Origin of the sequence: Streptomyces sp. NPDC005794, assembly GCF_042871445.1 — a bacterium.
Classification (GTDB): domain Bacteria; phylum Actinomycetota; class Actinomycetes; order Streptomycetales; family Streptomycetaceae; genus Streptomyces.
In genome coordinates, this window is the sequence record NZ_JBIAIN010000004.1 from 234,541 (window position 1) to 259,188 (window position 24,648).

Annotated in this window: 16 protein-coding genes; 15 read left to right on the forward strand and 1 reads right to left on the reverse strand. The window is 73.2% G+C overall.

Annotated features, from left to right (window positions below):
• Positions 1–17 precede the first annotated feature (17 nt).
• On the reverse strand, positions 18–554 hold the full coding sequence (locus tag ACFYQ5_RS08160) for an HNH endonuclease (protein ID WP_389194761.1): 537 nt from the start codon (positions 552–554) through the stop codon (positions 18–20).
• Between the two features lie 317 nt (positions 555–871).
• Between ACFYQ5_RS08160 and ACFYQ5_RS08165 the strand changes: the two genes are divergently transcribed.
• From ACFYQ5_RS08165 to ACFYQ5_RS08235, 15 genes are all read left to right on the forward strand, one after another.
• On the forward strand, positions 872–1,936 hold the full coding sequence (locus ACFYQ5_RS08165; RefSeq protein WP_389194764.1) for a mechanosensitive ion channel family protein: 1,065 nt from the start codon (positions 872–874) through the stop codon (positions 1,934–1,936).
• A 144-nt stretch (positions 1,937–2,080) separates the two neighbouring features.
• Positions 2,081–3,241, forward strand: a complete 1,161-nt coding sequence (locus tag ACFYQ5_RS08170) for an ROK family transcriptional regulator (protein ID WP_389194767.1) — start codon at positions 2,081–2,083, stop codon at positions 3,239–3,241.
• 183 nt (positions 3,242–3,424) lie between these two features.
• Positions 3,425–4,690 carry a 6-phospho-beta-glucosidase gene (locus ACFYQ5_RS08175; protein WP_389194769.1) on the forward strand — a complete coding sequence of 422 codons (1,266 nt, stop codon included), beginning with the start codon at positions 3,425–3,427 and terminating at the stop codon, positions 4,688–4,690.
• A complete protein-coding gene (locus ACFYQ5_RS08180; RefSeq protein WP_389194771.1) occupies positions 4,681–5,649 on the forward strand; it encodes an N-acetylglucosamine kinase in 969 nt (322 codons plus the stop codon). The genes ACFYQ5_RS08175 and ACFYQ5_RS08180 overlap by 10 nt, the downstream gene beginning before the upstream one ends.
• A gap of 314 nt (positions 5,650–5,963) precedes the next feature.
• On the forward strand, positions 5,964–7,349 hold the full coding sequence (locus ACFYQ5_RS08185; protein WP_389194774.1) for a hypothetical protein: 1,386 nt from the start codon (positions 5,964–5,966) through the stop codon (positions 7,347–7,349).
• 11 nt (positions 7,350–7,360) lie between these two features.
• Positions 7,361–8,401, forward strand: coding sequence for a glutamate ABC transporter substrate-binding protein (locus ACFYQ5_RS08190; RefSeq protein WP_389194776.1), 1,041 nt, complete (start codon positions 7,361–7,363; stop codon positions 8,399–8,401).
• A 47-nt stretch (positions 8,402–8,448) separates the two neighbouring features.
• Positions 8,449–9,786, forward strand: coding sequence for a hypothetical protein (locus ACFYQ5_RS08195; protein ID WP_389194779.1), 1,338 nt, complete (start codon positions 8,449–8,451; stop codon positions 9,784–9,786).
• Positions 9,783–12,542: a tetratricopeptide repeat protein gene (locus tag ACFYQ5_RS08200; RefSeq protein WP_389194781.1), complete on the forward strand. Its 2,760-nt coding sequence runs from the start codon at positions 9,783–9,785 to the stop codon at positions 12,540–12,542. Before ACFYQ5_RS08195 ends, ACFYQ5_RS08200 begins: the two co-directional genes overlap by 4 nt.
• A gap of 2 nt (positions 12,543–12,544) precedes the next feature.
• On the forward strand, positions 12,545–13,912 hold the full coding sequence (locus ACFYQ5_RS08205; RefSeq protein ID WP_389194783.1) for a PP2C family protein-serine/threonine phosphatase: 1,368 nt from the start codon (positions 12,545–12,547) through the stop codon (positions 13,910–13,912).
• Positions 13,913–14,137: 225 nt separating this feature from the next.
• Positions 14,138–15,469, forward strand: a complete 1,332-nt coding sequence (locus ACFYQ5_RS08210) for a VWA domain-containing protein (protein WP_389194786.1) — start codon at positions 14,138–14,140, stop codon at positions 15,467–15,469.
• A 77-nt stretch (positions 15,470–15,546) separates the two neighbouring features.
• The gene (locus ACFYQ5_RS08215) at positions 15,547–16,947 is read left to right on the forward strand and encodes an FHA domain-containing protein (protein ID WP_389194789.1); all 1,401 of its coding nucleotides are present in this window, start codon (positions 15,547–15,549) and stop codon (positions 16,945–16,947) included.
• Positions 16,948–17,031: 84 nt separating this feature from the next.
• Positions 17,032–17,436 carry a globin gene (locus tag ACFYQ5_RS08220; protein WP_389194791.1) on the forward strand — a complete coding sequence of 135 codons (405 nt, stop codon included), beginning with the start codon at positions 17,032–17,034 and terminating at the stop codon, positions 17,434–17,436.
• A gap of 149 nt (positions 17,437–17,585) precedes the next feature.
• Positions 17,586–20,912 carry an FtsX-like permease family protein gene (locus ACFYQ5_RS08225; RefSeq protein WP_389194793.1) on the forward strand — a complete coding sequence of 1,109 codons (3,327 nt, stop codon included), beginning with the start codon at positions 17,586–17,588 and terminating at the stop codon, positions 20,910–20,912.
• A gap of 1 nt (position 20,913) precedes the next feature.
• The gene (locus ACFYQ5_RS08230) at positions 20,914–23,685 is read left to right on the forward strand and encodes an ABC transporter permease (protein WP_389194796.1); all 2,772 of its coding nucleotides are present in this window, start codon (positions 20,914–20,916) and stop codon (positions 23,683–23,685) included.
• A complete protein-coding gene (locus ACFYQ5_RS08235) occupies positions 23,682–24,638 on the forward strand; it encodes an ABC transporter ATP-binding protein (RefSeq protein WP_389194799.1) in 957 nt (318 codons plus the stop codon). Before ACFYQ5_RS08230 ends, ACFYQ5_RS08235 begins: the two co-directional genes overlap by 4 nt.
• The last annotated feature ends 10 nt before the right edge of the window (positions 24,639–24,648 follow it).

A 24,648-nucleotide genomic window follows, 5' to 3' on the forward strand; every position in this document is an offset into this window, starting at 1 on the left:
GGCGAAGGCCCGGTTCCTCAGGCGGAAACGCCATCGATCCGGGCCATCACGTCGTCCGCGCCGAACGGCTGCAAGTAGGGCAGCCAGCGCGGATCCCGGTGTCCGGTCCCGATGATCCGCCAGGCGAGACCACTGGGCGGCGCCGGCTGGTGGCGCAGCCGCCAGCCCAGCTCGGGAAGATGGCGGTCCGCCTTGACGTGGTTGCAGCGGCGGCAGGCCGCCACCACGTTGTCCCAGGCGTGCTGCCCGCCGCGGCTGCGCGGGATGACGTGGTCGACGCTCGTCGCGGCTGCCCCGCAGTACATGCAGCGGCCGCCGTCCCGCGCGAAGAGCGCACGGCGGGTGAGCGGAACGGGCCCCCGGTAGGGGACGCGCACGAACCGCTTGAGGCGGACGACGCTGGGCGCGGGAACGGCACAGGTGGCACTGTGCATGAAGGCGCCGGACTCCTCGAGGCAGATGGCCTTGTTCTCGAGGACGAGGACGAGCGCGCGGCGGAGAGGTACGACGCCGAGCGGCTCGTACGAAGCGTTGAGAACCAGGACGTGCGGCACGTGGATGCCTCCTTGTGCGCCGGCGACGCGTGGCTCGCGCCGGGACGATCCGGTCTCAGTCTCTCCTCATGCCTGGTCCGAGCGCCACCACGTACGGGTAACGGGCCGGAGGGATTTTTCTCACCGGCCGGCCGTCCGCACGGCCCGGGCCCCCTCGAACGGGTGCCCCAGCAGGGCGGCCCGCACCGTCGGGGACCGGCCGCACCCCCGTGCGTCCCGGGGTGAGACGTGTCTCTCCTCCATCGACGGCAACGAACCACTCCCCCGGCTTCGTTACTGTGGTTGGTCCGCTGTCGCCCCACCTGGAGGTCCCCGTCGTGTCCCTGTCCGCCCTCCTGGCCACGGCTTCGTCACCCGGTGCCGCCGGCTCGCTGGACGAAGCCGCCGAGCGGGCCGGGAACGCCGCAGGCTGGGTGGAGGAGAACTGGTCCACCTGGCTGAACACCGGCCTCCGCATCATCCTCATCGCAGCCATCGCGATCGTGCTCCGCTACCTGATCCGGCGTGCCCTGACCAATCTCATCGACCGGATGAACCGCAGCGCCCAGGCGGTGGAGGGCACCGCTCTCGGTGGCCTGCTGGTCAACGCCGAGCGCCGCCGTCAGCGCTCCGAAGCCATCGGTTCCGTACTCCGCTCGGTCACGTCGTTCCTGATCCTCGGCACGGCGGCCCTGATGATCCTGGGCGCCTTCCAGATCAATCTGGCCCCGCTGCTGGCCTCCGCGGGGGTCGCCGGTGTGGCCCTGGGCTTCGGTGCGCGCAATCTCGTCACCGACTTCCTCTCCGGTGTCTTCATGATCCTGGAGGACCAGTACGGCGTCGGCGACTCGATCGACGCGGGTGTCGCCTCCGGCGAGGTCATCGAGGTCGGCCTGCGCGTCACCAAGCTGCGCGGCGACAACGGTGAGATCTGGTACGTCCGCAACGGCGAGGTGAAGCGGATCGGCAACCTCAGCCAGGGCTGGTCCACGGCCGGTGTCGACGTCACGGTCCGCCCGACGGAGGACCTGATCCGGGTCCGCGCCGCGATCACGGAGGCGGGCGGGACCATGACCAAGGAGGAGCCCTGGTCGGAGCGGCTGTGGGGCCCGGTGGAGATCCTCGGCCTGGACGCGGTGCTGCTGGACTCGATGACCGTACGGGTCACGGCGAAGACCATGCCGGGCAAATCGCTGGGCGTCGAGCGCGAGCTGCGCTGGCGGATCAAGCAGGCCCTGGACACGGCAGGCATCCAGATGGTCGGCCCCTTGGCCGTCGAGGCGGACGGCGCCTCGGCCTCGGACCCGACGGCCGGCATGGCCGCCCCGTCGGCGTACGCCTCGGCGACGTCACCGCAGTCGCTGGCGGCGACCCCGATACCGCCGCCGAGCATGACGAAGTGACCGGCTGAACAGCCGGTGCGTACAGCGCCCCCGCAGGTAACGCTTTGGTTGCCCCGGGGGCGCTTCCCATTGACGGGTCCGTGACGCCGCCCCTACCGTCCTCTCATCGATAGGAAAGTTTCCTAACAGAAGGCGGCGGCGCTCATGGCCGGAACCACACCGGGCACCCCCCGCGTTCTGCGCGCCATGAACGACCGGGCCGCGCTCGATCTCCTGATCTCCCAGGGCCCCCTCACCCGCACCCGCATCGGCGAACTCACCGGGCTCTCCAAGCCCACCGCCTCCCAGCTGCTGGCGCGGCTGGAGGAGGCGGGACTGGTCCGCTCGACGGGCAGCCAGAGCGGGCGCCCCGGGCCCAACGCCGTGCTGTACGAGATCGACCCGGCCGCCGCCCACGTCGCGGCGCTCTCCGTCGGGCCGACCGGCATCGACGCGGTGGTCGCCGACATCACCGGCACGGTGGTCGGCTCCTGCCGCGTGGAGGCCGAGGCGGTCGCGGGGGACGTACGTCACCGCACGGCCCAGCTCGTCGCCGAGGCCGTGGACGGCGCCCTGCGCCCGACCGGTCTCGGTCATGACGACCTCGCCGCCGTGGTGGTGGGCACACCGGGCGCGATCGACCCGCACACCGGCCAGCTGCGCTACGCGCCCCATCTGCCCGGCTGGCACTCACGCACCCTGATCGCCGACCTCGCCGAGGTGGTCGGCAGGCCGGTCGTGATCGAGAACGACGTGAACCTCGCGGCCATCGCCGAGCAGTACGAAGGTGCGGCACAGGACCACGACCACTTCGTGCTCGTCTGGCTCGACGAGGGCGTGGGCGCCGCGATCGTGCTGGGCGGCACCCTGCTGCGCGGCGCCACCGGCGGCGCCGGGGAGATCGGCTACATGCCGCTCCCCGGCGCCCCGCTCGCCCGCGGCGGGGCGGCCGACTGGGCCGGTCCCGACGCGGGGGGCGGCTTCCAGAGCCAGGTCTCCATCCCCGCCGTACGCGACCTGGCGGGAGGCAGGCCGCCGGCCGAGGCCCTCGCCGACGAGGCCGTGTGCGCCGAGGTCGCCCGCAGGCTGGCCACCGGCCTCGCGTCCGTGGTCGCCGTGGTCGATCCCGAGCTGGTCGTCCTCTCCGGTCTCGTGGCCCAGGCCGGCGGAGAGGACCTCCGTCAGCGGGTCGAGGCCGAGATGACCGGTCTGGCGCTGCCCAGGCCGCTGCTCCGGATCAGCGACATCGACGGCGATCCGATCCTGACCGGCGCGCTGCGAACCGCTCTCGCCCAGGCGCGCGACAGCGTCTTCGACACCGCCTGAAACCCGGGCGCCTGGACCCTGAGCTACGGCCTGGAGTCCTTCAAGAGCGCCCACGCGGTCAACTGGAACCTGACGATGGCCGCGACGGTGCTCATCATGGCGCCGGTCGTCATCGTGTTCTTCTTCGCACCAGAAGGCCTTCGTCGAAGGCGTCACCCTCACCGGAGTAAAGGGCTGAAGACCATGAAGCTCGCAGTAGTTGGTGGCGGGTCCACCTACACCCCCGAACTGATCGACGGTTTCGCGCGGCTGCGGGACACCCTGCCGGTCGAGGAGCTCGTGCTCGTCGATCCGGCGGCCGACCGGCTGGAGCTGGTCGGCGGCCTGGCACGGCGGATCTTCGCCACACAGGGACACCCGGGGAAGATCGTCACCACCTCCGACCTGGACGCCGGGGTCGCCGGCGCCGACGCGGTCCTGCTCCAGCTCCGCGTCGGCGGCCAGGCCGCCCGCAACCAGGACGAGACCTGGCCGCTCGAATGCGGGTGCGTGGGTCAGGAGACCACCGGGGCGGGCGGTCTCGCGAAGGCACTCCGCACCGTTCCGGTCGTCCTGGACATCGCCGAGCGGGTACGCCGCACCAACCCCGACGCCTGGATCATCGACTTCACCAACCCGGTCGGAATCGTCACCCGGGCGCTGCTCCAGGCCGGGCACAAGGCCGTCGGCCTGTGCAACGTGGCGATCGGCTTCCAGCGCAAGTTCGCCGCGCTGCTCGACGTGACACCCGCCGAGGTGCACCTCGACCACGTCGGGCTCAACCACCTGACGTGGGAGCTCGGGGTACGCCTGGGCGGGCCGGACGGCGAGAACGTCCTGCCGAAGCTGCTCGCGGAGCACGGCGACGCGATCGCCGGCGACCTGCGCATGCCGCGGCAGATCGTCGACCGGCTCGGCGTGGTGCCCTCGTACTACCTGCGGTACTTCTACGCGCACGACGAGGTCGTACGGGAACTCGGTACGAAGCCGTCCCGGGCGGCCGAGGTGGCCGCGATGGAGAAGGAACTCCTGGAGATGTACGGCGACCCGGCGCTGGACGAGAAGCCCGCGCTGCTGGGCAAGCGCGGCGGCGCCTTCTACTCGGAGGCCGCCGTGGACCTGGCGTCCTCGCTGCTCGGCGGGGGCGGCTCCGCCGTGCAGGTCGTCAACACGTACAACAACGGGACGCTGCCGTTCCTGCCGGACGACGCGGTGATCGAGGTCCAGTCCCGGGTCGGCCGCACGGGCGCGGCACCGCTCGCCGTACCCGCGCTGGACCCGCTGTACGCCGGGCTGATCGCGCACGTCACCGCGTACGAGGACCTGGCCCTGGAAGCCGCGCTGCGCGGCGGCCGGGACCGCGTGTTCAAGGCGCTGATGGCCCACCCCCTGATCGGCCAGTTCGAGTACGCCGAGGCGCTCACCGACAAGCTGATCGCGCACAACCGGGAGCACCTGGCGTGGGCCTGACCGCACATGTGCTCGCGATCGACGCGGGCAACAGCAAGACCGACGTGGCCGTGATCGGCGCCGACGGCACGGTCCTCGGCGCCGCGCGCGGGGGTGGTTTCCAACCGCCGGTCGTCGGGGTCGTGGCGGCCGTGGACGGGCTGGCGGAGGCGGTCCGTCCGGCACTGGCGCGGGCCGGGGTGGACGGTGCCGAGCATGTGTCCGCCTGTCTCGCCAACGCGGATCTCCCGGTCGAGGAGCGTGATCTGGCACAGGCCCTGGAGGCCCGGGGCTGGGGCCGCACCGTGGAGGTCCGCAACGACACCTTCGCGATCCTGCGGGCGGGGGCCGACGAACCCCGGGGGGTGGCCGTGGTGTGCGGCGCGGGGATCAACTGCGTCGGCATGGGGCCGGACGGGGCCACCGCCCGCTTCCCCGCGATCGGCCGGATGTCCGGTGACTGGGGCGGCGGTTCGGGACTCGCGGAGGAGGCGATGTGGTTCGCGGCGAGGGCCGAGGACGGACGCGGGGAGCCGACCGAGCTGGCGCGTTCCCTGCCGGAGCACTTCGGGCTCGATTCGATGTACGCGCTGATCGAGGCACTGCACCTGGGGCACATCCCCTACGCGCGCCGGCACGAGATGACGCCGGTGCTGTTCGCCACCGCCGCGGCCGGTGACCGGATCGCGGGTGATCTGGTGGACCGGCTCGGCGACGAGGTCGTGGCGATGGCCTCGGTCTCACTGACCCGGCTCGGACTGCTGGAGGAGGAGGTGCCCGTGGTCCTGGGCGGCAGCGTGCTGGCGGCCCGCCACCCGGCTCTGGACGACCGGATCGCCCGGCTCCTCGCCGTACGCGCCCCGAAGGCGGTGGTCCGGGTCGTCTCTGCGCCACCGGTGCTGGGCGCCGGGCTGCTGGGTCTGGACCGCACGGGGGCCGCCCCGGCGGTGCACACCAGGCTGCGGGCGCAGTACGTCTGAGGGCGGGAGGGCGTCCCCTGCGATGCCGCGCGGGACGCCCGATGCGTCCGGGAACCGATGGGTTCGGGAACCGATCAGCTGTCCCGAACGTGTTCATGGTGGGGAGAACAGTGGGTAGATCGGTCCACCGAGGGGCGCGCCCGGCCGACCGCCTTGATCGTTTACGCACATCCTGATCGAATACGGGGGGACGGCCCGGGATTTGGGCATTCCTGGTGGACCGGGCCCCCTGGGTCCATACTTCTGGCCAGGACCAGTCGTCCCCCGATCGGCCGGGGGCCCGGGTCGACGTCAGTGACCGAGGGGGAGGTCAAGTGACACACCCGCCGAGCGGGACCGCGCTGCGTGAGCCCGGACCGGATCAGTCGTCCGCGCCCGTGACCGTACCCGCGCCGCGCCGTGGCGTCCCGTCCGTGGCCGTCGAGCGGCTGCGCGCCGCGGCGACGACCGAGCCGGGCAGGCTGCAGATCATCGGCGCCGCACTGGCCCTGCTGGTCGTGGTGTTCGGAGGGGTCACCTACCTGGAGATCTCCGGGCGGGCGTCGTCCGCCGACGACGTGGTGACCCGCAGTCAGCCGCTGAGCGCGGGCGCCGCGAGCATCTACCGTTCGCTGGCCGACGCGGACACGATGGCGGCGAGCGGCTTCCTCGCGGGCGCCCAGGAGCCCCCGGATGTGCACGCCCAGTACAAGGCGGACATCAAGGAGGCCTCCCGGCTGCTGGTCGAGGCCGCGGCGAGCACCGACGCCTCGTCGCACCAGGAGATCATCACCCTGGGCGAGCTGCTTCCCGAGTACACGGGTCTGATCGAGCGTGCCAGGGCCAACAACCGGCAGGGGCTGCCGCTCGGCGGCGCCTATCTCCGGTACGCCAACCAGAAGATGACGAACGAGATCCTCCCGGCCGCCGAGCGGCTGTACGCGGCCGAGACCGGCCGGCTCGGATCGGACTCGGCCGACGCGCGGCAGTGGCCCTTCCTCTCGCTGGCCGCCGGGATCGTGGCGCTGGCCGCGCTGGCGTGGACGCAGCGGCGCAACTACCGCAGGACGAACCGCGTCTTCAACCACGGACTGCTCGCGGCGACCGCCGCGGCCACGGTGGTGCTGCTCTGGCTGGCTGTCGGGCACACGGTGGCCAGGACCGAGCTGCGTAGCGCGATGGTGCACGGGCAGGAGTCACTCGACGTCCTCAACAAGGCCCGGATCAACTCGCTCAAGGCGCGCGCGAACGAGAACCTCACACTGGTCGCCCGGGGGGCCGTACTCACCCCGGACGGCACGCAGGACAAGTACGAGACCGACTACGGCACGGGCATGAAGGCACTCGGCACACAGCTCGAGAGCGCGCGGAACCTCGCCGCCGACGACTCCCGGGGGAGCGAACCGGTGGACGCCGCGATCAAGAGTGTGTCCGAGTGGCAGGACCGCCACAAGAAGGCCCGGACGACGGACGACCGGGGTGAGTACGACAGCGCGCTGGCGCAGATCATCGGCGCGAAGGACTCCACGGGCGAGTCCTTCGGGAAGGTCGACGACGCGCTGGAACGGGCACTCGCCCATGAACAGGACGAGTTCGACGCGGCGGCCGGGGACGGGCGCGGGGCGCTGGGCGGGCTGCCTGTCGGGGCCGCGGTCCTCGCCCTGCTGGGTGCGGCCGGCGTGATGACAGGGGTCAACCGCAGGCTCTCGGAGTACCGGTGAGGGGACGAGCGATGACCAGGGCGAAGGGCTGGGCCACCGGCGGCAGGCTGCGCGGCTGGGGCGGCGTGACGGGCATGGCGGTGGCCTGCGCCGTCACGGCCTCGCTCACCCTGCTGCCGCTGGCGCACGGCGACGGGACGTTCGGCGGGCAGAGCACGGGCCATGGCGCCACCTCGGCGGTGCCCGCCGAGGCCGAGCAGTGCGAGGACCCGGAGGCGAGCCTGCCGGCCCAGGACGCCGACGGCCCGAGCATCCGGAAGATCAGGGAGCGCGGCAAGCTGATCGCCGGTGTCGACCAGAACAGCTTCCGGTGGGGTTACCGGAATCCGGAGACCGGCACGGGCACGCTCGAAGGCTTCGACATCGATCTCGTGCGGGCGATCGCGGAGGACATCCTCGGCGACCGCGACGCGGTGATCTTCCGCGCCATTCCCACCAACCAGCGCATCGCGGCCCTGGAGCACGACAAGGTCGACGTCGTCGTACGCACGATGACGATCAACTGCGAGCGCGCGGAACAGGTCTCGTTCTCCACGGCCTACTTCCAGGCCGGTCAGCAGGTCCTGGCCCCCAAGAAGTCCACGATCGACGGCTACAACGAGTCACTCAAGGGCAAGCGGGTCTGCTCGGCCGAGGGCTCGACGGCGTACGACGCGCTGGACGAGAAGTCCTTCGGCGCGGTCTTCACGGACGAGCACGACGACACCGCGCTGGACGAGGACCAGCTGACGGTCCCCAACCAGCTGGACTGCCTGGTGCGGTTGCAGCTCGGCGAGGTCGACGCGGTGGTCACGGACAACGCGCTGGCGGCCGGTCAGGCGGCCCAGGACCCGGCGGTGGAGCTCAAGGGCGACGGACCGTTCACCACCGAGTACTACGGCGTCGCCGCGAAGCTCGGCGCCGACGACCTGGTGGCCCGGGTCAACCACGTACTGGAGGAGTACCGCGCGGGTGGTGCGAACAGTGCCTGGATGAAGTCGTACCGCGCGTGGCTGGCGGAGGGGCTGCCCGGCATCAAGGGGCCCCCGGCGCCCGAGTACCGCAGCAACTGAACCTGTTCGGGCCTCCGGGCCCGGCGAACCGAGTGGAGAGGTGATCGATGGGCATGGCGGGAACCTTCCCCGGCTTCGCGGGGAGGCACCCTGACCCTGTCATGGGCCGGGACGAGGCGGACCGTACGCTGGCCCGGCTCGGTGCGGAACACGAGGCCATCGAGAGCTCGCTCTTCGCCCTTGAGGAACATGCCGGCCGCCGGCTCCTGGAGGGCGCCGATCTGACCGGTGTCACGAAGGAACGCTGGGCCTCCGCCGAACAGTCGATCACGCTGCTCTGGAGGTACTTCGACGCCTACGCCGGGGCGCTGGCCTCGGCCCGTGAGATACGGGCCAGACGTCGCTACCCCGGCAGGAGCGACCTGATGGCCCTGACCGACCTGCTGCGCGGCGACGGTGTGACCGTGGCGAACCAGGGAGCGGCCGGCCCGGGCGCCTCGCTCACCGGTCCGGCCCGGCTCTCCGAACGGTTCACGCTGGAGGAGCTGGTCGCCCGGATGAACGACCTGTACGCCCACGCACTGGACATGGTCCTCGCGTCGGACTCCGTCTGGTCGACGCTGCCCGCCCGGATAGACCTGCTGGCCACCGAGCTGCACCGGACCGGCTCGCTGGCACACTCCGTCGGCGTACGCCCCGGGGAGCATCCGGCGGGTGACGACCTGGAGTCGATCGCCGAGGAGCTGACCGTACTGCGGGTGCAGGTGATCTCTGATCCGTTGGCGTTCTGGCTGCCGGGCCCCGGCAGCGCCGCGCCCGGCGGAGGGCGGCCCGACACCACGCGCTACGACCGTGCGGCCCGCGCCCTGGAGGACGTGCGCCGGGAGATCGAGGCGGTGCTGGCGGTCCGGCAGGACGCCGAGCAGCGCCTGGTCCACGTGCGTGACCTGCTGTCGCGCGCGAACCGTACGCTGGCCGAGGCCCGCTCCGCGCGCGGCGAGGTGCTCGCGAAGATCGCCGCGTCGGAGGTGCCCCCCGTCAGCGGCCCGCCGACCGCGCTGCAGGAGCGGCTGGCCGTCGCCTCCGAATACCGCAGGCACGCCCAGTGGAACCGGCTGTCGCCGCTGCTGGACTCGCTGGAGCGGGAGGCCGAGGAAGAACTGCTGCGCGCCCGCGAATCGCTGACGTCCGTCACGGCACCGCTCGCGGTCCGTGCGGAGCTGCGCGGCAGGCTGGACGCGTACAAGGCGAAGGTGGCCCGGCACGGCCTGGCCGAGGATCCCCTGCTGATCGCGCGGTACGACGCGGCCCGCCGGATGCTGTGGAGCGCGCCGTGCGATCTGCGCGTCGCCGAACAGACGGTGCTGCGCTATCAGCACGCGGTCACCGAACTGCTGACACCACGCCGTCGGGGCGAGCACGACGGACAGGGGGAGACATCATGAGCAACCGGTGCCAGCGCCCCACGTGTGAGGGCGACTACGAGGACATGGGCGGCGGTGAGCTGTACTGCGGCACCTGCGGCCTGGCGCCGGTCGTGTCGCCGACGGGCATGGTGAGTTCGCCGCCCACCGGCATCGCGGGCGGCGGCAGGGCGGCCGGCGGCCGGGGAAGCGGCAGCACCTCGCAGCGGACCGGTTCACAGGCGTCCGCGCGCTCCTCCCGCTCGTCGACCTCCCGGCGGTCGGTCTCCGGGCGGCTGTCCCGCTCCCTGTCCGGAAACTCCACCTCACCCTCCGTCTCGGTGCGCTCCTCGGGCGCCTCGACGGGCGCCTCCTCCGGGCGCGGCAGGCTCGGCGCGGGTCTGGTGCTCGTCCCCGACGTACCGCGGCCCGACCCGCACGACGCGGTGATGGCGAATCCCGAGGTCCCCGAGCGGAAGCGGTTCTGCTCACGCTCCGACTGCGGGGCGCCGGTGGGCCGGGCGCGCGGCGAACGGCCTGGCCGTACCGAGGGGTTCTGCACCAAGTGCGGTCACCCCTACTCCTTCGTGCCCAAGCTGCGCGGCGGGGACGTCGTGCACGGGCAGTACGAGGTGGCGGGCTGCCTGGCGCACGGCGGGCTGGGCTGGGTCTATCTCGCGGTGGACCGCGCCGTCTCGGACCGCTGGGTGGTCCTCAAGGGCCTGCTGGACACCGGGGACCAGGACGCCATGGCGGCGGCCATCTCCGAGCGGCGCTTCCTCGCGGAGATCGAACACTCCAACATCGTCCGCATCTACAACTTCGTGGAACACCTCGACCAGCGCACCGGGTCGCTCGACGGCTACATCGTGATGGAGTACGTCGGCGGGAAGTCGCTCAAGGAGATCGCCAACGAGCGCCGCACACCGGCCGGGAAGCGTGACCCGCTGCCCGTCGAGCAGGCCTGCGCGTACGGCATCGAGGCGCTGGAGGCGCTCGGCCACCTGCACAGCCGCAATGTGCTGTACTGCGACTTCAAGGTCGACAACGCGATCCAGACCGAGGGCCAGCTCAAGCTCATCGACATGGGCGCGGTGCGCAGGATGGACGACGCCGAGTCGGCCATCTACGGCACCGTCGGCTACCAGGCGCCCGAGGTGGCGGAGGCCGGCCCGTCCGTCGCCTCCGACCTCTACACGGTCGCGCGGACGCTCGCGGTGCTGACCTTCGACTTCCAGGGGTACACGAACGTCTTCGTGGACGCGCTGCCCGATCCGGACAACATCGAGGTGTTCCGGAGGTACGAGTCGTTCTACCGGCTGCTCGTGCGGGCCACCGACCCGGACCCCGACCGCCGGTTCTCCTCGGCCGCCGAGATGGCGGAGCAGTTGACGGGTGTGCTGCGGGAGGTGGTCGCCCTGCAGACGGGGCGGCCACGCTCGGCGCTCTCGACCCTGTTCGGTGTGGAGACGCGCGTGACGGACACGGAGTTGTTCGCGGAGCTGACCGACGAGGTGTCGCGGCTCGGTGTCCGGACCGGTCCGTCCGGCGGTACGGGGCGCTTCGGGGGCCGCCGTGGGACTGCCGCCCTCCCGGCCTCTTTCCCGGCGTCCGTCCCCGTTCCGCCGGCCGCTCCGGGGACCGCTCCCTGCGCCGTGGCGCCGCAGGCCGTGGGTGCCGGCCCGCTGTACGCGCCCGACACCCATGTCCGGGGCAGTACCGGGAGCGGCGTTCCGGGCGGCGCGGGGGCGTACCCGCAGACACAGGCGGCCACCGTTCCGGCACCTCGCGCGGCGGTCCCTGGGCCGGTGGCTCCCCCGGCCGTGTACCCGGGCGCGACGCCCCTGCTGGCCGCGTTCGACGCGCGGGCGGCCTCGCTGGCCCTGCCGGTCCCCCGGGTCGACCCGAACGACCCCAACGCCGGGTTCCTCGCCGGGGTGATGACGTCGGCGGCCGCCGAGCTGATCGCCGCCCTCCACTCCGTGCCCGCCGCCTCGCTCGAGACCCGGCTGCGGGAGCTGCGCGCCCGTCTGGAGACGGGCGAACTCGGCTCCGCCATGCGGGCGCTGACGTCGGTGGAGGCGCAGCACCCGGACGACTGGCGGGTGGTCTGGTACCGCGGGATCACCTCGCTGGTGACCGGTGATCACCGGATCGCCGCGCTGTCCTTCGACGCGGTCTACGACGCCTTCCCCGGCGAGCCCGCGCCGAAGCTCGCGCTGGGCGTCTGCGCGGAGGTGCTGGGGCAGTTGGACAACGCCGCGGAGTACTACCGCCTGGTGTGGGCGACGGACCCGGGCTTCGTCAGCTCGGCGTTCGGTCTGGCCCGGGTGCAGGTCGCCGCCGGTGACCGGGCCGGGGCGGTGCGGACGCTGGAGTCCGTACCCGAGTCGTCGATCCACTACACGGCGGCCCGGGTGGCCGCGGTGCGGGCCCGGCTCCGTGGGCGGGCACCGTACGAGCCGCTGATCGACGACCTGTCCGCCGCCGCGGACCAGGTGACCGCGCTGCGGGACTACGGCCTGGACGCGGTGAGACGTGAACAGTTGTCGACCGAGGTACTGGGTACGGCACTTGACTGGGTACTCTCCGGTAGTCCCACGGCTCAGCCGTCAGCTCCGTCCTTTCCCGCAGCCGCGGGCCCGAGGACGGTACTGGGCAGTGAGCTGGACGAGCGAGGCCTCAGGTTCGGTCTCGAACGCTCGTACCGGATGCTCGCCCGGCTCGCGCAGCGGGGCGACGAGAGGATCGAACTGGTGGAGCGGGCCAACCGTTTCCGCCCCCGGACCTGGGTGTGAAGATGTCACAGATCCACCAGCAGGCCTCCTTGCCGGGGTGCCCCAGCTGCGAGGAACCGCTGGAGCAGGGCGACCTGTTCTGCGGAGCGTGCGGGTACGACCTCTCCGTGGTGCCGGCGTCGCCCGGCGACCGCCCGACGGTCGCCATCACGGTGCCCGCGCAGGGCGTGCCGGTACCTGCCGCCGCCCGCCCGGTGGAGTGGCCTCCCGCCTCCGGGACGGACAGCTCCGACCTGCCGGCGCCCACGCACCGCCCCGCCGACCTCCCTGGCGTGGACTCGGGCGGCAAGCCGCTGCCCACCGCCGACCGGACGGCGGTCCGCTTCGACGAGCCGGACGCTCCGGGGGCCGCCCCCCAGGACGTCCCGGACGCCTCGGGCGACTTCGAACTGGCCGCGCCCGACCCCCGTACCGTGGAGCACGCCACGGCCGGTGCCCCGACGGCCGGCGTCAAGGTCTGCGTGGCCTGCCGCTCGGGGCATGTGGACGACGACGGCTACTGCGAGAACTGCGGCCACGCCCAGCCCCGCGAACGCGACCACATGGAGCAGGAGCTGGGTTCGGTGGCGGCGGTCAGCGACCGGGGCCTGCGCCACCACCGCAACGAGGACGCGTTCGCGGTGTCCTGCACCGCTCTGCCGGACGGTTCCCCGGCCGTCGTCGCCATCGTGTGCGACGGCGTCTCGTCGGCGACCCGCCCCGACGAGGCGTCGGCAGCCGCGGCGGGCGCCGCCAACGAGGCGCTGCTGGAGTCCCTGCCCCGCGGCACCCATCCGCAGCAGGCGATGCACGAGGCGATCGTGGCCGCCTCCGAGTCGGTCAACGCACTGGCGCAGGTCCCCGGTCGGGCCTTGGAGCACGATCAGCACCGCCATCAGAACGCCCCCGCCTGCACCCTGGTCGGCGCGGTCATGGCGGGCGGTCTGCTGGTCGTCGGCTGGGTCGGCGACAGCCGTGTCTACTGGGTTCCCGAGGACCGCTCCAACCCGCCGGCCCGGCTCACGGAGGACGACTCCTGGGCCGCGCAGATGGTGGCGGCCGGCCTCATGAACGAGGCGGAGGCGTACGCCGACGAGCGCGCCCACGCCATCACGGGCTGGCTCGGCGCAGACGCCTACGAACTGGAGCCGCACACCGCGTCGTTCCAACCGGACCGGTCCGGCCTGGTGGTGGTGTGCACCGACGGTCTGTGGAACTACGCGGAGTCGGCGGCGGAGATGGCCGCCGCCGTGCCGCCCGAGGCGTACGGACGGCCCTTGCACGGCGCCCAGGTGCTGGTCGGTCACGCGCTCGACGGCGGGGGCCACGACAACGTAACAGTGGCGCTTCTGCCGTTCGCGGTGGCGGTCCCAGGGGCAGGATCGGCCTGAGCCGTGCCCGGTCCGCCGGCGCCCGGCCGGCGTTCCGCCCTGCGCTCACGCCGTAACGCCCCGTCCTCGAGCCGTAACGCCCCGTCCTTACGCCGTTCCCCTCCTGAGCCCGGCGCCCGCGTCCCGCGCCCTGAACTCTTCCCGCCCCATGCCGTCACCCGGCACACGCCTTCGTCCGACACACACGTTCGTCCGACATACGTGGAGCCTCAAGGAGCCGATCAGATGGCCGTCTTCTCCAAGTCCAGCGTGCCGCAGTTCACCGCCGAGGTGTATCAGAACGAGTTCCTGCCCGAGGGCGGTCGCGACGTCAACGCGATCGTCACCGTCACGTCCACGGGCGGGGGTACGACCGGCGGCGTGCCCCTGGCGGGTCGTGCCCCGGATGCCGCTGTGGTGCTGATGGTCGACTGCTCGGGCTCGATGGACTACCCGCCGGCCAAGATGCGCAACGCGCGCGACGCGACGGCGGCGGCCATCGACACCCTGCGGGACGGCACGCGGTTCGCCGTGGTCGCGGGAACGCACGTGGCCGCGGACGTGTACCCGGGCAACGGGCGGCTGGCGACCGCCGACCCGCAGACCAAGGCCCAGGCGAAGGAGGCCCTGCGCCGGCTGAGCGCGGGTGGGGGCACCGCGATCGGGACCTGGCTACGGCTGGCCGACCGGCTGCTCGGGGCCGCCGAGGTGGACATCCGGCACGGCATCCTCCTCACCGACGGGCGCAACGAGCACGAAGCGCCGGAGGACCTGCGGGCCGCTCTGGATTCCTGTGCGGGCCGGTTCACCTGTGACGCGAGAGGTGTCGGTACCGACTGGGAGGTGAAAGAGGTCACAGCGATCGCCTCCGCCCTGCTCGGCACGGCGGACATCGTCGCCGATCCGGCCGGCCTCGCCGCGGACTTCACACAGATGATGGAGAACGCGATGGGCAAGGAGGTCGCCGATGTGGCGCTGCGGCTCTGGACGCCCGTCGGTGTCGAGATCGTGTTCGTCAAGCAGGTGGCGCCCACCGTCGCCGATCTGACCGGCCGCCGCACCGAGGCGGGACCGCGCGCCGGTGACTATCCGACCGGCTCCTGGGGTGACGAGTCCCGGGACTACCACCTCTGTGTGAGGGTTCCGGAGGCCGGGATCGGCCAGGAGATGCTGGCGGCCAGGGTCTCGCTGATCCTTCCGGTGGCCTCCGACGGCGGCGCCCCGCAGACCCTCGCCCAGGGCCTCGTACGGGCCGTGTGGACGGACGACATGGTCGCGTCCACCTCGATCAACCCGCAGGTGGCGCACTACACAGGACAGGCGGAACTTGCGCAAGTCATCCAACAGGGGCTGGATGCGCGTAAATCCGGAGACTTCGACGGCGCGACGGCGAAACTGGGCCGTGCCGTCCAGCTCGCGTCGGCCTCCGGGAACGCGGATACTGCGAAACTGCTTTCGAAGGTGGTCGACGTCGTCGACGCGGCGACGGGTACTGTGCGACTGAAAGCGAGGGTCGCGGAAGCGGACGAGATGACACTCGAAACGCGCTCGACCAAGACGGTTCGCGTCAAGAAATAGCCGCCCCGGGCCACCGGACGGCGCACCGACAAGCATGGCGGCCTCCGGGCCGGACGAGGAGAGGGGGAAGCGCCGACATGCCGACCTGCCCGAACGGACACCAGTCGGGTTCCGAGGACTGGTGCGAGGTCTGCGGACATCGCATGGCCGGGACGGGCGCGCCCTCGGGCGCGGTCCCGCCGCCGCCTCCCCCGCCATCCGGTTACGGCTACCCGCAGGCGCCCGGCGCCGGGCGGCCGACCGCACAGGCCGAGCTCTGCCCGCAGTGCCGCACCCCGCGTGAGGCGAACGCGCCGTACTGCGAGGAGTGCCGCTGGAACTTCCTCACGAACACGGCTACGTCGTACACCCCGCTGGCGCCGCAGGGCGGCGCGGGCGGCCCGGCACCCGGCCTGAATCTGCCGCCCGGCTTCCAGGCGCAGCAGGGCCCCCCGCCGCAGCAGCAGAGCCCGCAGCGGGACCCGTTCGAATACCAGAGCTCCCGGCCCTCGCAGATGAACCGGCCTGCCGAGCCGCTCTCGCCCGAGCCGGCCGGGCGTCCGGGTCCGCCGCCGCCTCCGCCCTCCTTCCAGCAGGGGCCGCCGCCTCCGCCGTCGTTCCAGCAGCAGTCGCCGTCGCCGTTCGAGGCGCAGGGACAGCAGCCGGGCCGGCAGGTTCCTGGGCAGCAGGGCCCGCCGTCGCCGTTCGAGCCGCAGGGTCAGCCCGGACGGCCCCACCCCGCCCAGCAGGGGCAGAGCCCGCAGGGCCCCGGCGGGCAGGGCGGCCCGCCGTCGCCGTTCGAGCCGCAGCGGCAGGGGCCGCCGCCTCCGCCGTCGTTCCAGCAGCAGTCCGCGCCGCCCGCGCCTCAGCGGCCTCAGGCGCCGCAGACCGGCGGGGACGACGACTGGATGCTGCCGCCGCCCTCCTCGCAGCAGCAGCCTCCGAAGGCCTTCCTCCAGCAGGGCCCGCAGACGCCTCCGGCACCGCAGGCACCGCAGGCACCGCAGGCACCGCAGGCACCGCAGGCACCGCAGGCACCGCAGCAGCAGTTCCCCGGCCAGGGCCCCGTCCAGGTCGGACGGGACCAGGGGCCGGTCAGCTGGACGGCCGTCGTCGCCCCGGACCGCGACTACTTCCTGGCGATGATGCAGCGCAGCGGCCCCGAGGCGACGGGGCTCAACCTGCCCGCGTACTCCCCGGAGCAGCATCTGCCGCTCACCGGCAGCCAGATCACCATCGGCCGCCGTCGGCACAGCACCGGTGAGTCCCCCGACATCGATCTCGCCGTACCGCCGGAGGACCCGGGTGTCTCGCACCAGCACGCCGTGCTGGTGCAGCAGCCGGACGGCAGTTGGGCCGTCGTCGACCAGAACTCCACCAACGGCACCACGCTCAACGGCGCCGAGGACCCGATCCAGCCCTATGTCCCCGTCCCGCTCCAGGACGGCGACCAGGTGCATGTCGGTGCCTGGACGACGATCACGGTCCGCCGCGACTGATCCGGCGGGACCGGGAAGCGCACGGTTTCGGACCGGGGTCCTAGGACCCCGGTCCTCGGCCGGTGCGTCTGCGACCATGGACGGGTGACAGAGATTCCGCGCGACACGCTGCAGGAGCTGACCTTCTACGAGCAGGTCGGCGGCGAGAAGACCTTCCGGCGCCTGGTCCACCGCTTCTACCAGGGCGTCGCGGACGACCCGCTGCTGCGGCCGATGTACCCGGAGGCGGATCTGGGCCCCGCCGAGGAACGGTTCGCGCTGTTCCTGATGCAGTACTGGGGCGGTCCGCGTACCTACAGCGACCAGCGGGGGCATCCCCGGCTGCGCATGCGGCACGCCCCGTTCCAGGTGGACAGCGCGGCGCACGACGCCTGGCTCGGCCACATGCGGGTGGCCCTCGACGAGCTCGGGCTCCCTCCCGAGCAGGAGCGGCAGTTGTGGGACTACCTCACCTACGCCGCCGCCTCGATGATCAACACCGCCGGCTGACCGCTGCACGGAATCCGGTGCTCCGAAGCCGTATAACGGTCACGATCCCGTCAAGGTGCACCCACAGGCTGTTTCCAGGAGCCCTTGCACTCTGAAAGCATCCGGTACGCGCCGGGGGGCGTGCGGCTGCTGAGGGTACGGGGGATCAGGTGACGGGGTTCGTCCTTATGCGCGTGCGCGCGCACCGGCTCCTGCTCGCCGCCGCTGTCCCGGCCGTGCTGCTCACCACCTGTGTGCTGGCCGCGCTCACCGCGTTCTCCGGTTCCATGGGCGACGCGGCCCTGCGGCACACGCTCACCCATGGTTCCGCCGAGCAGGCCTCGCTCCTCGTATCCGCCGATGTGGACCGCGAGCAGCGCGAGGAGGCCGACGCCACGGTGCGCCGGACCGCCCGCGCCACCTTCGACGGGCTGCCGGTGACCGTACGGAAGCTGGAGAGCTCGGGTCCGTACGCGCTGCCGCGCGGCCTGCGGTCGCCCGCCGCGCGGCGCGGTGAGCCCGATCTGACGCACCTTGCCGCGCTCGACCGCAGCCGTGTCCGCCTGACTTCGGGGCGTCTGCCGGACGCCGGGGCCGGGGGCGGGAAGGAACCCGTGCAGGTGGCGCTGGAGCGCGCCGCCGCCGAGGCGTTGAAACTGAGGCCGGGCTCCCGGATCACCCTCACCGACCGGACGAACGAGGCGCCGCTGCCGGTGGAGATCACCGGTGTGTACGAGGCGTCCGACCTGGACGACGCGTACTGGCAGCTGGATCCGCTCGACGGGCGCGGCGTCCGCAAGGTCGTCTTCACCACCTACGGCCCTCTGCTGGCCGACCCCGCCGTGCTCGGTTCCGCCCGGGTCAGCGCCGGTCCGGTGTCCTGGCTGGCCACCGCCGACTTCCGTACGGTCACGACCGGCCGGACCGGGGTGCTGCGCCAGGCGTCGGCGGAAGGGCCGAAGGCGCTGTCCGCCTCCGAGGTGTTCGGGGCCGGGGCCACGGTGCGGACCTCGCTGCCGACCGTCATCGACCGGATCGAGCGGGCGCTGCTGGTGTCCCGCTCCACGATCATGATCGTGGCCGTGCAGCTGGTCCTGCTCGCCGGTTACGCGCTGCTGCTCGTGGCCAGGCTGCTGAGCAGCGAACGCGGCGGCGAGACCGAACTGCTGCGGGCCCGGGGCGGATCGCGGGGGAGGATCGCCTCACTGGCCGCGATCGAGGCGCTGCTGCTCGCGGTTCCCGCCGCCGTCGTCGCGCCGCTGCTCGCCGGTCCGCTGACCCGGCTGCTCGCGGACCGGAGCGAGCTCGGCCGGATCGGGCTGCGGCTCGACGGGGCGGTGAACGGCACCGTCTGGCTGGTGGCGGGCGCCGTCGCGCTGGTGTGCGCGCTCGCCGTGGTCGCGCCCGCGCTGACGGCGGCGACGGGAGGGCGCCGGGGTGCCCGGTCCGCGACGCTGCCCACTCCGGTGCGCGCGGGCGCCGACATCGGGCTGCTGCTCGTAGCGGGGGTGGCGTACTGGCAGCTGGACCGGCAGACCGGGGCATCCGGCAGCGGCGCGCTCAGCGGCGACCGGAAGGGCGAGCTGGGCATCGATCCGCTGCTGGTCGCCGCGCCCGCGCTGGCCCTGCTCGCGGGCACCGTGCTGACGCTGCGTCTGCTCCCGCCCGCCGCCCGGCTCGCGGAGCGCCGTGCGGCAGGTGGCCGTGGGCTGTTCACGGCCCTGGCGGGCTGGCAGTTCAGCCGCAGGCCGCTGCGGGGCGCGGGCCCGGTGCTGCTGCTGGTCCTGTCGGTCGCGACGGGCATGCTGGCCATCGGTCAGAGCGCGTCCTGGGACCGTTCGCAGAGTGACCAGGCGGACTTCGGATCGGGCGCGTCGGTGCGCATGGTGGGCACGCTGTCGGGCGACCCGGCGAAGGCCGCCGCGTACACGGATCTGCCGGGCGTACGGGAGGCGGCTCCGGCCTTCCGGACGACCGCCGATCTCTCCGGCGGCCGCACGGCCGAGGTGCTCGCCCTCGACACCGCGCACGCGGGCGAGCGGATGCTGATGCGCGAGGACCTCTCCGGAACCTCACCGCAGGAGCTGTTCGACGCGATCGCCCCGCCGAGGACCGCGCGGACCGGGGTGGTCCTGCCCGAGGGCAGTGAGCAGGTGCGGTTCGATCTGCGGATCCGAGACACCTCGGCACGCGGCGGGAAGGCCACGCCCGGTTCGACGGCCCTGGTCAGCGTGCTGCTGGAGGACCGTTACGGCATCGGGTACCGGATCGGGGCGGGCAGCGTGGCCGTCGACGGCCGCGCGCACACCGTGTCCTTCCCCGTGTCCGCCGCCGGTGAGCTGGCGGTGACCGGCTTCGAGCTGGACAGTGACGTACCCGAAGGACGCGCCGAGACCCGGCTGGTCTCCGTGACCGAGATCAGGGCGCTCACCACCGGAGGCGGCGAGCAGCCGGCCCCCGCTTCGGCCGGGGTGCGCTGGGAGGCGGGGGAGATCACGGCGGCGGCCGGGGAGGAGCAGGCCGGAAAGGCACCGGAGGCGGTGACGGACTCCGGCTCGTCACCCGCCTTCCGGTACGAGACCGGCTACACCCCCGCCGGCAGCGGCTTCTACGACGTCCCGGTCAGCACCCTCCGGATCACCGCGGCCCGTCCCGCGGCCCCCGCGCTGAAGGCGGTGGCCACCGACGCGTATCTGACCCATGCGGGGGCGAGGACCGGTCAGGAGGTCGACCTCACGCTGGCGGGCAACACGGTCCGGGTGACGCTGGTGACGTCGGTGCGGCAGCTGCCGACCACCGGCCCCGGGGCGGCCGCCGGTGCGCCCGGGGGCGCCTCGGAGGAGTCGTCCACGAAGGCGGGCGGGAGCCTGCTGCTGGACCTGAAGGCGGTGTCGGAGGTGCTCGCCCACCGGTCGGGGGCCGCCCTCGCACCCACCGAGTGGTGGCTGAGCACCGCACCCGGCGACGGCCCGGAGGTGGCGGCGGAACTGCGCGGACTGCCCGGCACCGATCCGGCGCAGGTACGGGTGCGTGACGAGGTCGCACGGGAACTGGCGGACGACCCGCTGGGGGCGGGGCCTCAGTCCGCGCTGCTGGCCGTCGCCGTGGTGGCCGCCGCACTGGCGGCGGTCGGATTCGCTGTCGGCCTCGTCGGCTCGCAGCGCGAACGGGCCGCCGAATTCGCCGTGTTGCGTGCGCTGGGCGCGCCCCGTCGCCGGCTGGCGCGGACGGCGGCCGCCGAACAGGGTGTCCTGATCACCCTGGCCCTGCTGATCGGGCTCGCCCTCGGGGCGGTGCTCACCAGGGCCGTCGTGCCACTCGTCGTACTGACCGGGCAGGCCACCAGGCCCGTGCCGGATGTACTGGTGATGCTGCCCGCAGGTCAGGTCGCGGTCCTGCTCGCCTCGGTCGCCGCACTGCCGCTGCTGATCGTCGCCGCGATCACACTGCGCCGCGCCGATCCTGCGGTGTCGCTGCGCCACCAGGGGGACAACTGACATGAAAGCCACCAAGATCCCGGCCGCCTGCGCCCCCTGGGTGCGTACGCGGCTGCGCACCGCCCCCGGTATCACGGCCGCCCTCGCCGTCCTGGTGTTCCTGACCGCCTTCCTCGCCGCCGCGTTCCCGCGTTCCGTGGACGCGTACGAGACGCGGGCGCTGCGCCATGACGTCACGGCCGCGCCGCCGGGACAGAGCGTGCTCGAGGTGGCCACCCCTCCGCCCTCGCTCACGGTGCCGCGCCCCGCGCGTGAGCAGGTCATGCGGGAGGAGCCGCGCGCCGGGATCGACCGCGCCCTGGTGAAGGCGCTGCCCGGCCCCCTGCGGGCCGATCGGCCGCTCTCCTCCTACGGCGTACACACCACGAAGCCGATCGTCGCGGAGGAGGCCTGGCTGCCCCGCCCCGACGCGATGCCTCCGCAACTGCACTACGCCGTCCCGTCGGCACTCGGCGAGCACAGCAGGCTGGCCGCGGGCCGCTGGCCCGCCGCGCGCGGCGAGGTGACCGCCGGCACCGGCGAGGTGGAGGCGGCCGTCACCGAGGAGACCGCGGCGGAGCTGAAGATGAAGCCGGGTTCCACGATCACGGTGCCCACGCAGAGCGGGAAGCCGCTGACCGTACGCGTCACGGGCCTCGTGACCCCGCTGGATCCGCAGAGCGGCTACTGGTCGGTCGATCCTCTCTACCGCGCCCCGTCGCTGATGCGGGACCCTGGTTCCCCGACGCCGGTCCTCTACTGGACGGCGACGCTGCTCCTGGCTCCCGACACCGGACCGGCGCTGCTGGACACGACGGGCGAGCCCGAGCTGTACTGGCGCCTCGCTCCGGACGCCTCCGGGCTCACCGCGGCCGACGTCCCCCGTCTGCGGGACGCCGTCGCCGCGCTGGAGAACGGCCCCGGGCTGCTGAGGCTGCGCGCTCTGGTGGGCCCCAACACGACGCTCACCACGGACCTGGACGCGATCCTCGACTCCCACACGGCGATGCGCGCCACCATCGGATCCGTCGTCACGGTCGCCGCCGTGGGCATCGGAGCGGTGGCCGCCGTCGTCCTCCTGATGACCGGCGGGCTGATCAGCGCGCGCCGCCACCAGGAGCTCGCCCTGCTGCGCTCCCGCGGCGGCTCGCTGCGCGGCATCGGGGGCCGGCTGCTCGCCGAGACCGCGGTGGCGGTGCTGCCCTCGGCGGCGTTCGGGCTGCTGGCGGCCGTCCTGCTCGTCCGGGAGGCCAGGTTCCTGCCCGCCCTGGTGGCTGCCGCCGCCGTCGCGGCGCTGGTCTGCGTGGCGCTGCCGCTGCGTACGGCCCTGCAGCACCGCAGGCCGCTGCTGCACGGTGCCCGCGACGACATGGCGCGTGCCAGGCCGTCCCGGCGCCGTACGGTGGCCGAACTGACCCTGCTCGTCCTGGCGGTCGGCGCGGTCGCGGCACTGCGCCGCCGCGGTACGTCGACGGGTCCCGGCGCCGACCTGCTCGTCAGCGCCGCGCCCGTCCTGGTCGGGCTGATCGCGGCGCTCGTTCTCGTACGGCTGTATCCGCTGCCGCTGCGGCTGGCGGCCCGCCCCGTGGCACGGCTGCGCGGGGCGGTCGGCTTCCTGTCACTGGCACGCGCGGGCCGGGCCTCGTCGAGCGGCACCCTGCCCTTGCTGGCCCTGCTGATCGCCCTGACCACGGCCGCGTTCGGCGGCTCGGTGCTGGCGGGGGTCTCGGACGCGCGTGACGGTGCGGCGCTGCGGGCGGTCGGCGCGGACGCCAGGATCAGCGGGGAGGGCGGACCGGCTCCGGTCTCCGACGGCCTCATCCGTCAGGTGCGGGCGGTGGACGGCGTCGACGACGTCGCGCCCGTACACATCGAGTACGGCACCGAGGTCGCGGCTTCCGAGGACGGCGGGCCGGGCACGAGGCGCGCCACCCTCCTCGGCGTCGAACCGCAGTCGTACGCGCGCCTGGCCCGCAGCACCGGCCTGCCGGCCTTCCCCACGGCCTCGCTGAGGAGCGGTCCGGGGCAGGGCGAGGCGCTACCCGCGATCGTCTCGCCCGCGCTCGCGGAGCGGCTCGGGAAGCGGCCGCACACCGTCCGGTCGCAGGCGGGGGACATCACGGTGCGGGTCGCCGGGGTGCTTTCGCGTACCTCCGCGGTGAGCGACGCGGAGTTCCTGGTCGTCGACGTGAAGGGGCTCCCCCTGCCGGATCCCACGACCCTGCTGGTCTCCGGGTCCTCACTCGACGGGCAGCGGCTGCGGGCCACCGCACGCGACGCCGGCCCGGGGTTCGGGGTGCGGTGGCGGCCCGCCGAGCGCGCGAGGTTCGTGGATACCCCGATACAGTCCGGCGCCGAACAGATCTACGGGGCGGCTGTCGTGGCGGGCGCCGGTTACGCGCTGCTCGCCGTGCTCCTCTCCCTGCTGCAGACCGCGCCGGAGCGCACCACTCTCCTGGCCCGGCTGCGCACCATGGGGCTCACCACCCGGCAGGGGCGGCGGCTGCTCGCGTCCGAGGCGATGCCGCAGGCGCTGCTGGCCGCGTCCGGCGGGCTCCTCGTCGGCTGGGCGACCATCGCCCTGCTGGCACCCGGCATCGACCTGGGCGCGCTGGCACTGGCCGGTGGCGACCCCTCGACACCGCACACGGCTTCGCTGCGGGCCGACCTCCTGTCGCTGGCGCTCCCGGCGGTCGGCGTGGTCGTCCTCGCCGCCACCGTGGCCGGGGTCCAGGCGTGGTGGGCGAGCCGCCGTGGCTCGATCAAGGAACTCAGGGCAGGAGACACCCGGTGACATCATCGACAGAGACCACCCTGGCGGAACTCGAACAGCGGGCCGCCGCGCGCCGTGACCGGCCTTCGTACGGGCATGACGCCCTGATCGCCTGCGACCGGCTGGTGCGCGTCTTCTCCACGGACGGGGTGGAGGTCCAGGCGCTCCAGGGGCTCGATCTGCTGGTCGCCGAGGGCGAGTTGATGGCCCTGGTCGGCGCCTCCGGGAGCGGGAAGTCGACCCTGATGAACATCCTGGCGGGCCTGGACGTCCCCACGGCCGGGGCGGCCAAGGTGGCCGGCTGCGACCTGCTGACGATGGGGCAGAAGGAGCGGCTGCGCTACCGCCGCGACGTCGTCGGCTTCGTGTGGCAGCAGACCTCCCGCAATCTGCTGTCGTATCTGACCGCCGCGCAGAACATCACGCTCCCCATGCAGCTGCGCGGTCGTGGCCGGAACCGTGAACGGGCCGCGCGGGCCGAGTCGTTGCTGGCGATGCTGGAGGTCGCGGACTGCCGCGACCGGCGCCCCGCCCAGATGTCAGGCGGTCAGCAGCAGCGGGTGGCGATCGCGGTGGCCCTCGCCAACAACCCCTCGGTGCTGCTCGCCGACGAGCCGACCGGTGAGCTGGACTCGGCGACCGGCGAGCAGGTCTTCGCCGCGTTCCGCCGTGCCAACGAGGAGCTCGGCACCACGATCGTGATCGTCACCCACGACCAGACGGTGGCGGACGAGGTGCGCCGTACGGTCGCGATCCGCGACGGCCGTACGTCCTCCGAGGTGCTGCGGCACATCGAGGTGGACGCGGCGACGGGGCAGGAGTCCCAGGTGGCGCGGGAGTACGCGATGCTCGACCGGGCGGGCCGGCTGCAGCTTCCGGCCGACTACACCGAGGCGCTGGGGATGGAGCACCGGGTGCTGCTGGAGCTGGAGCGGGACCACATCGGGGTGTGGCCGGACGCACCGAGGGAATAGGCCCCGGCCG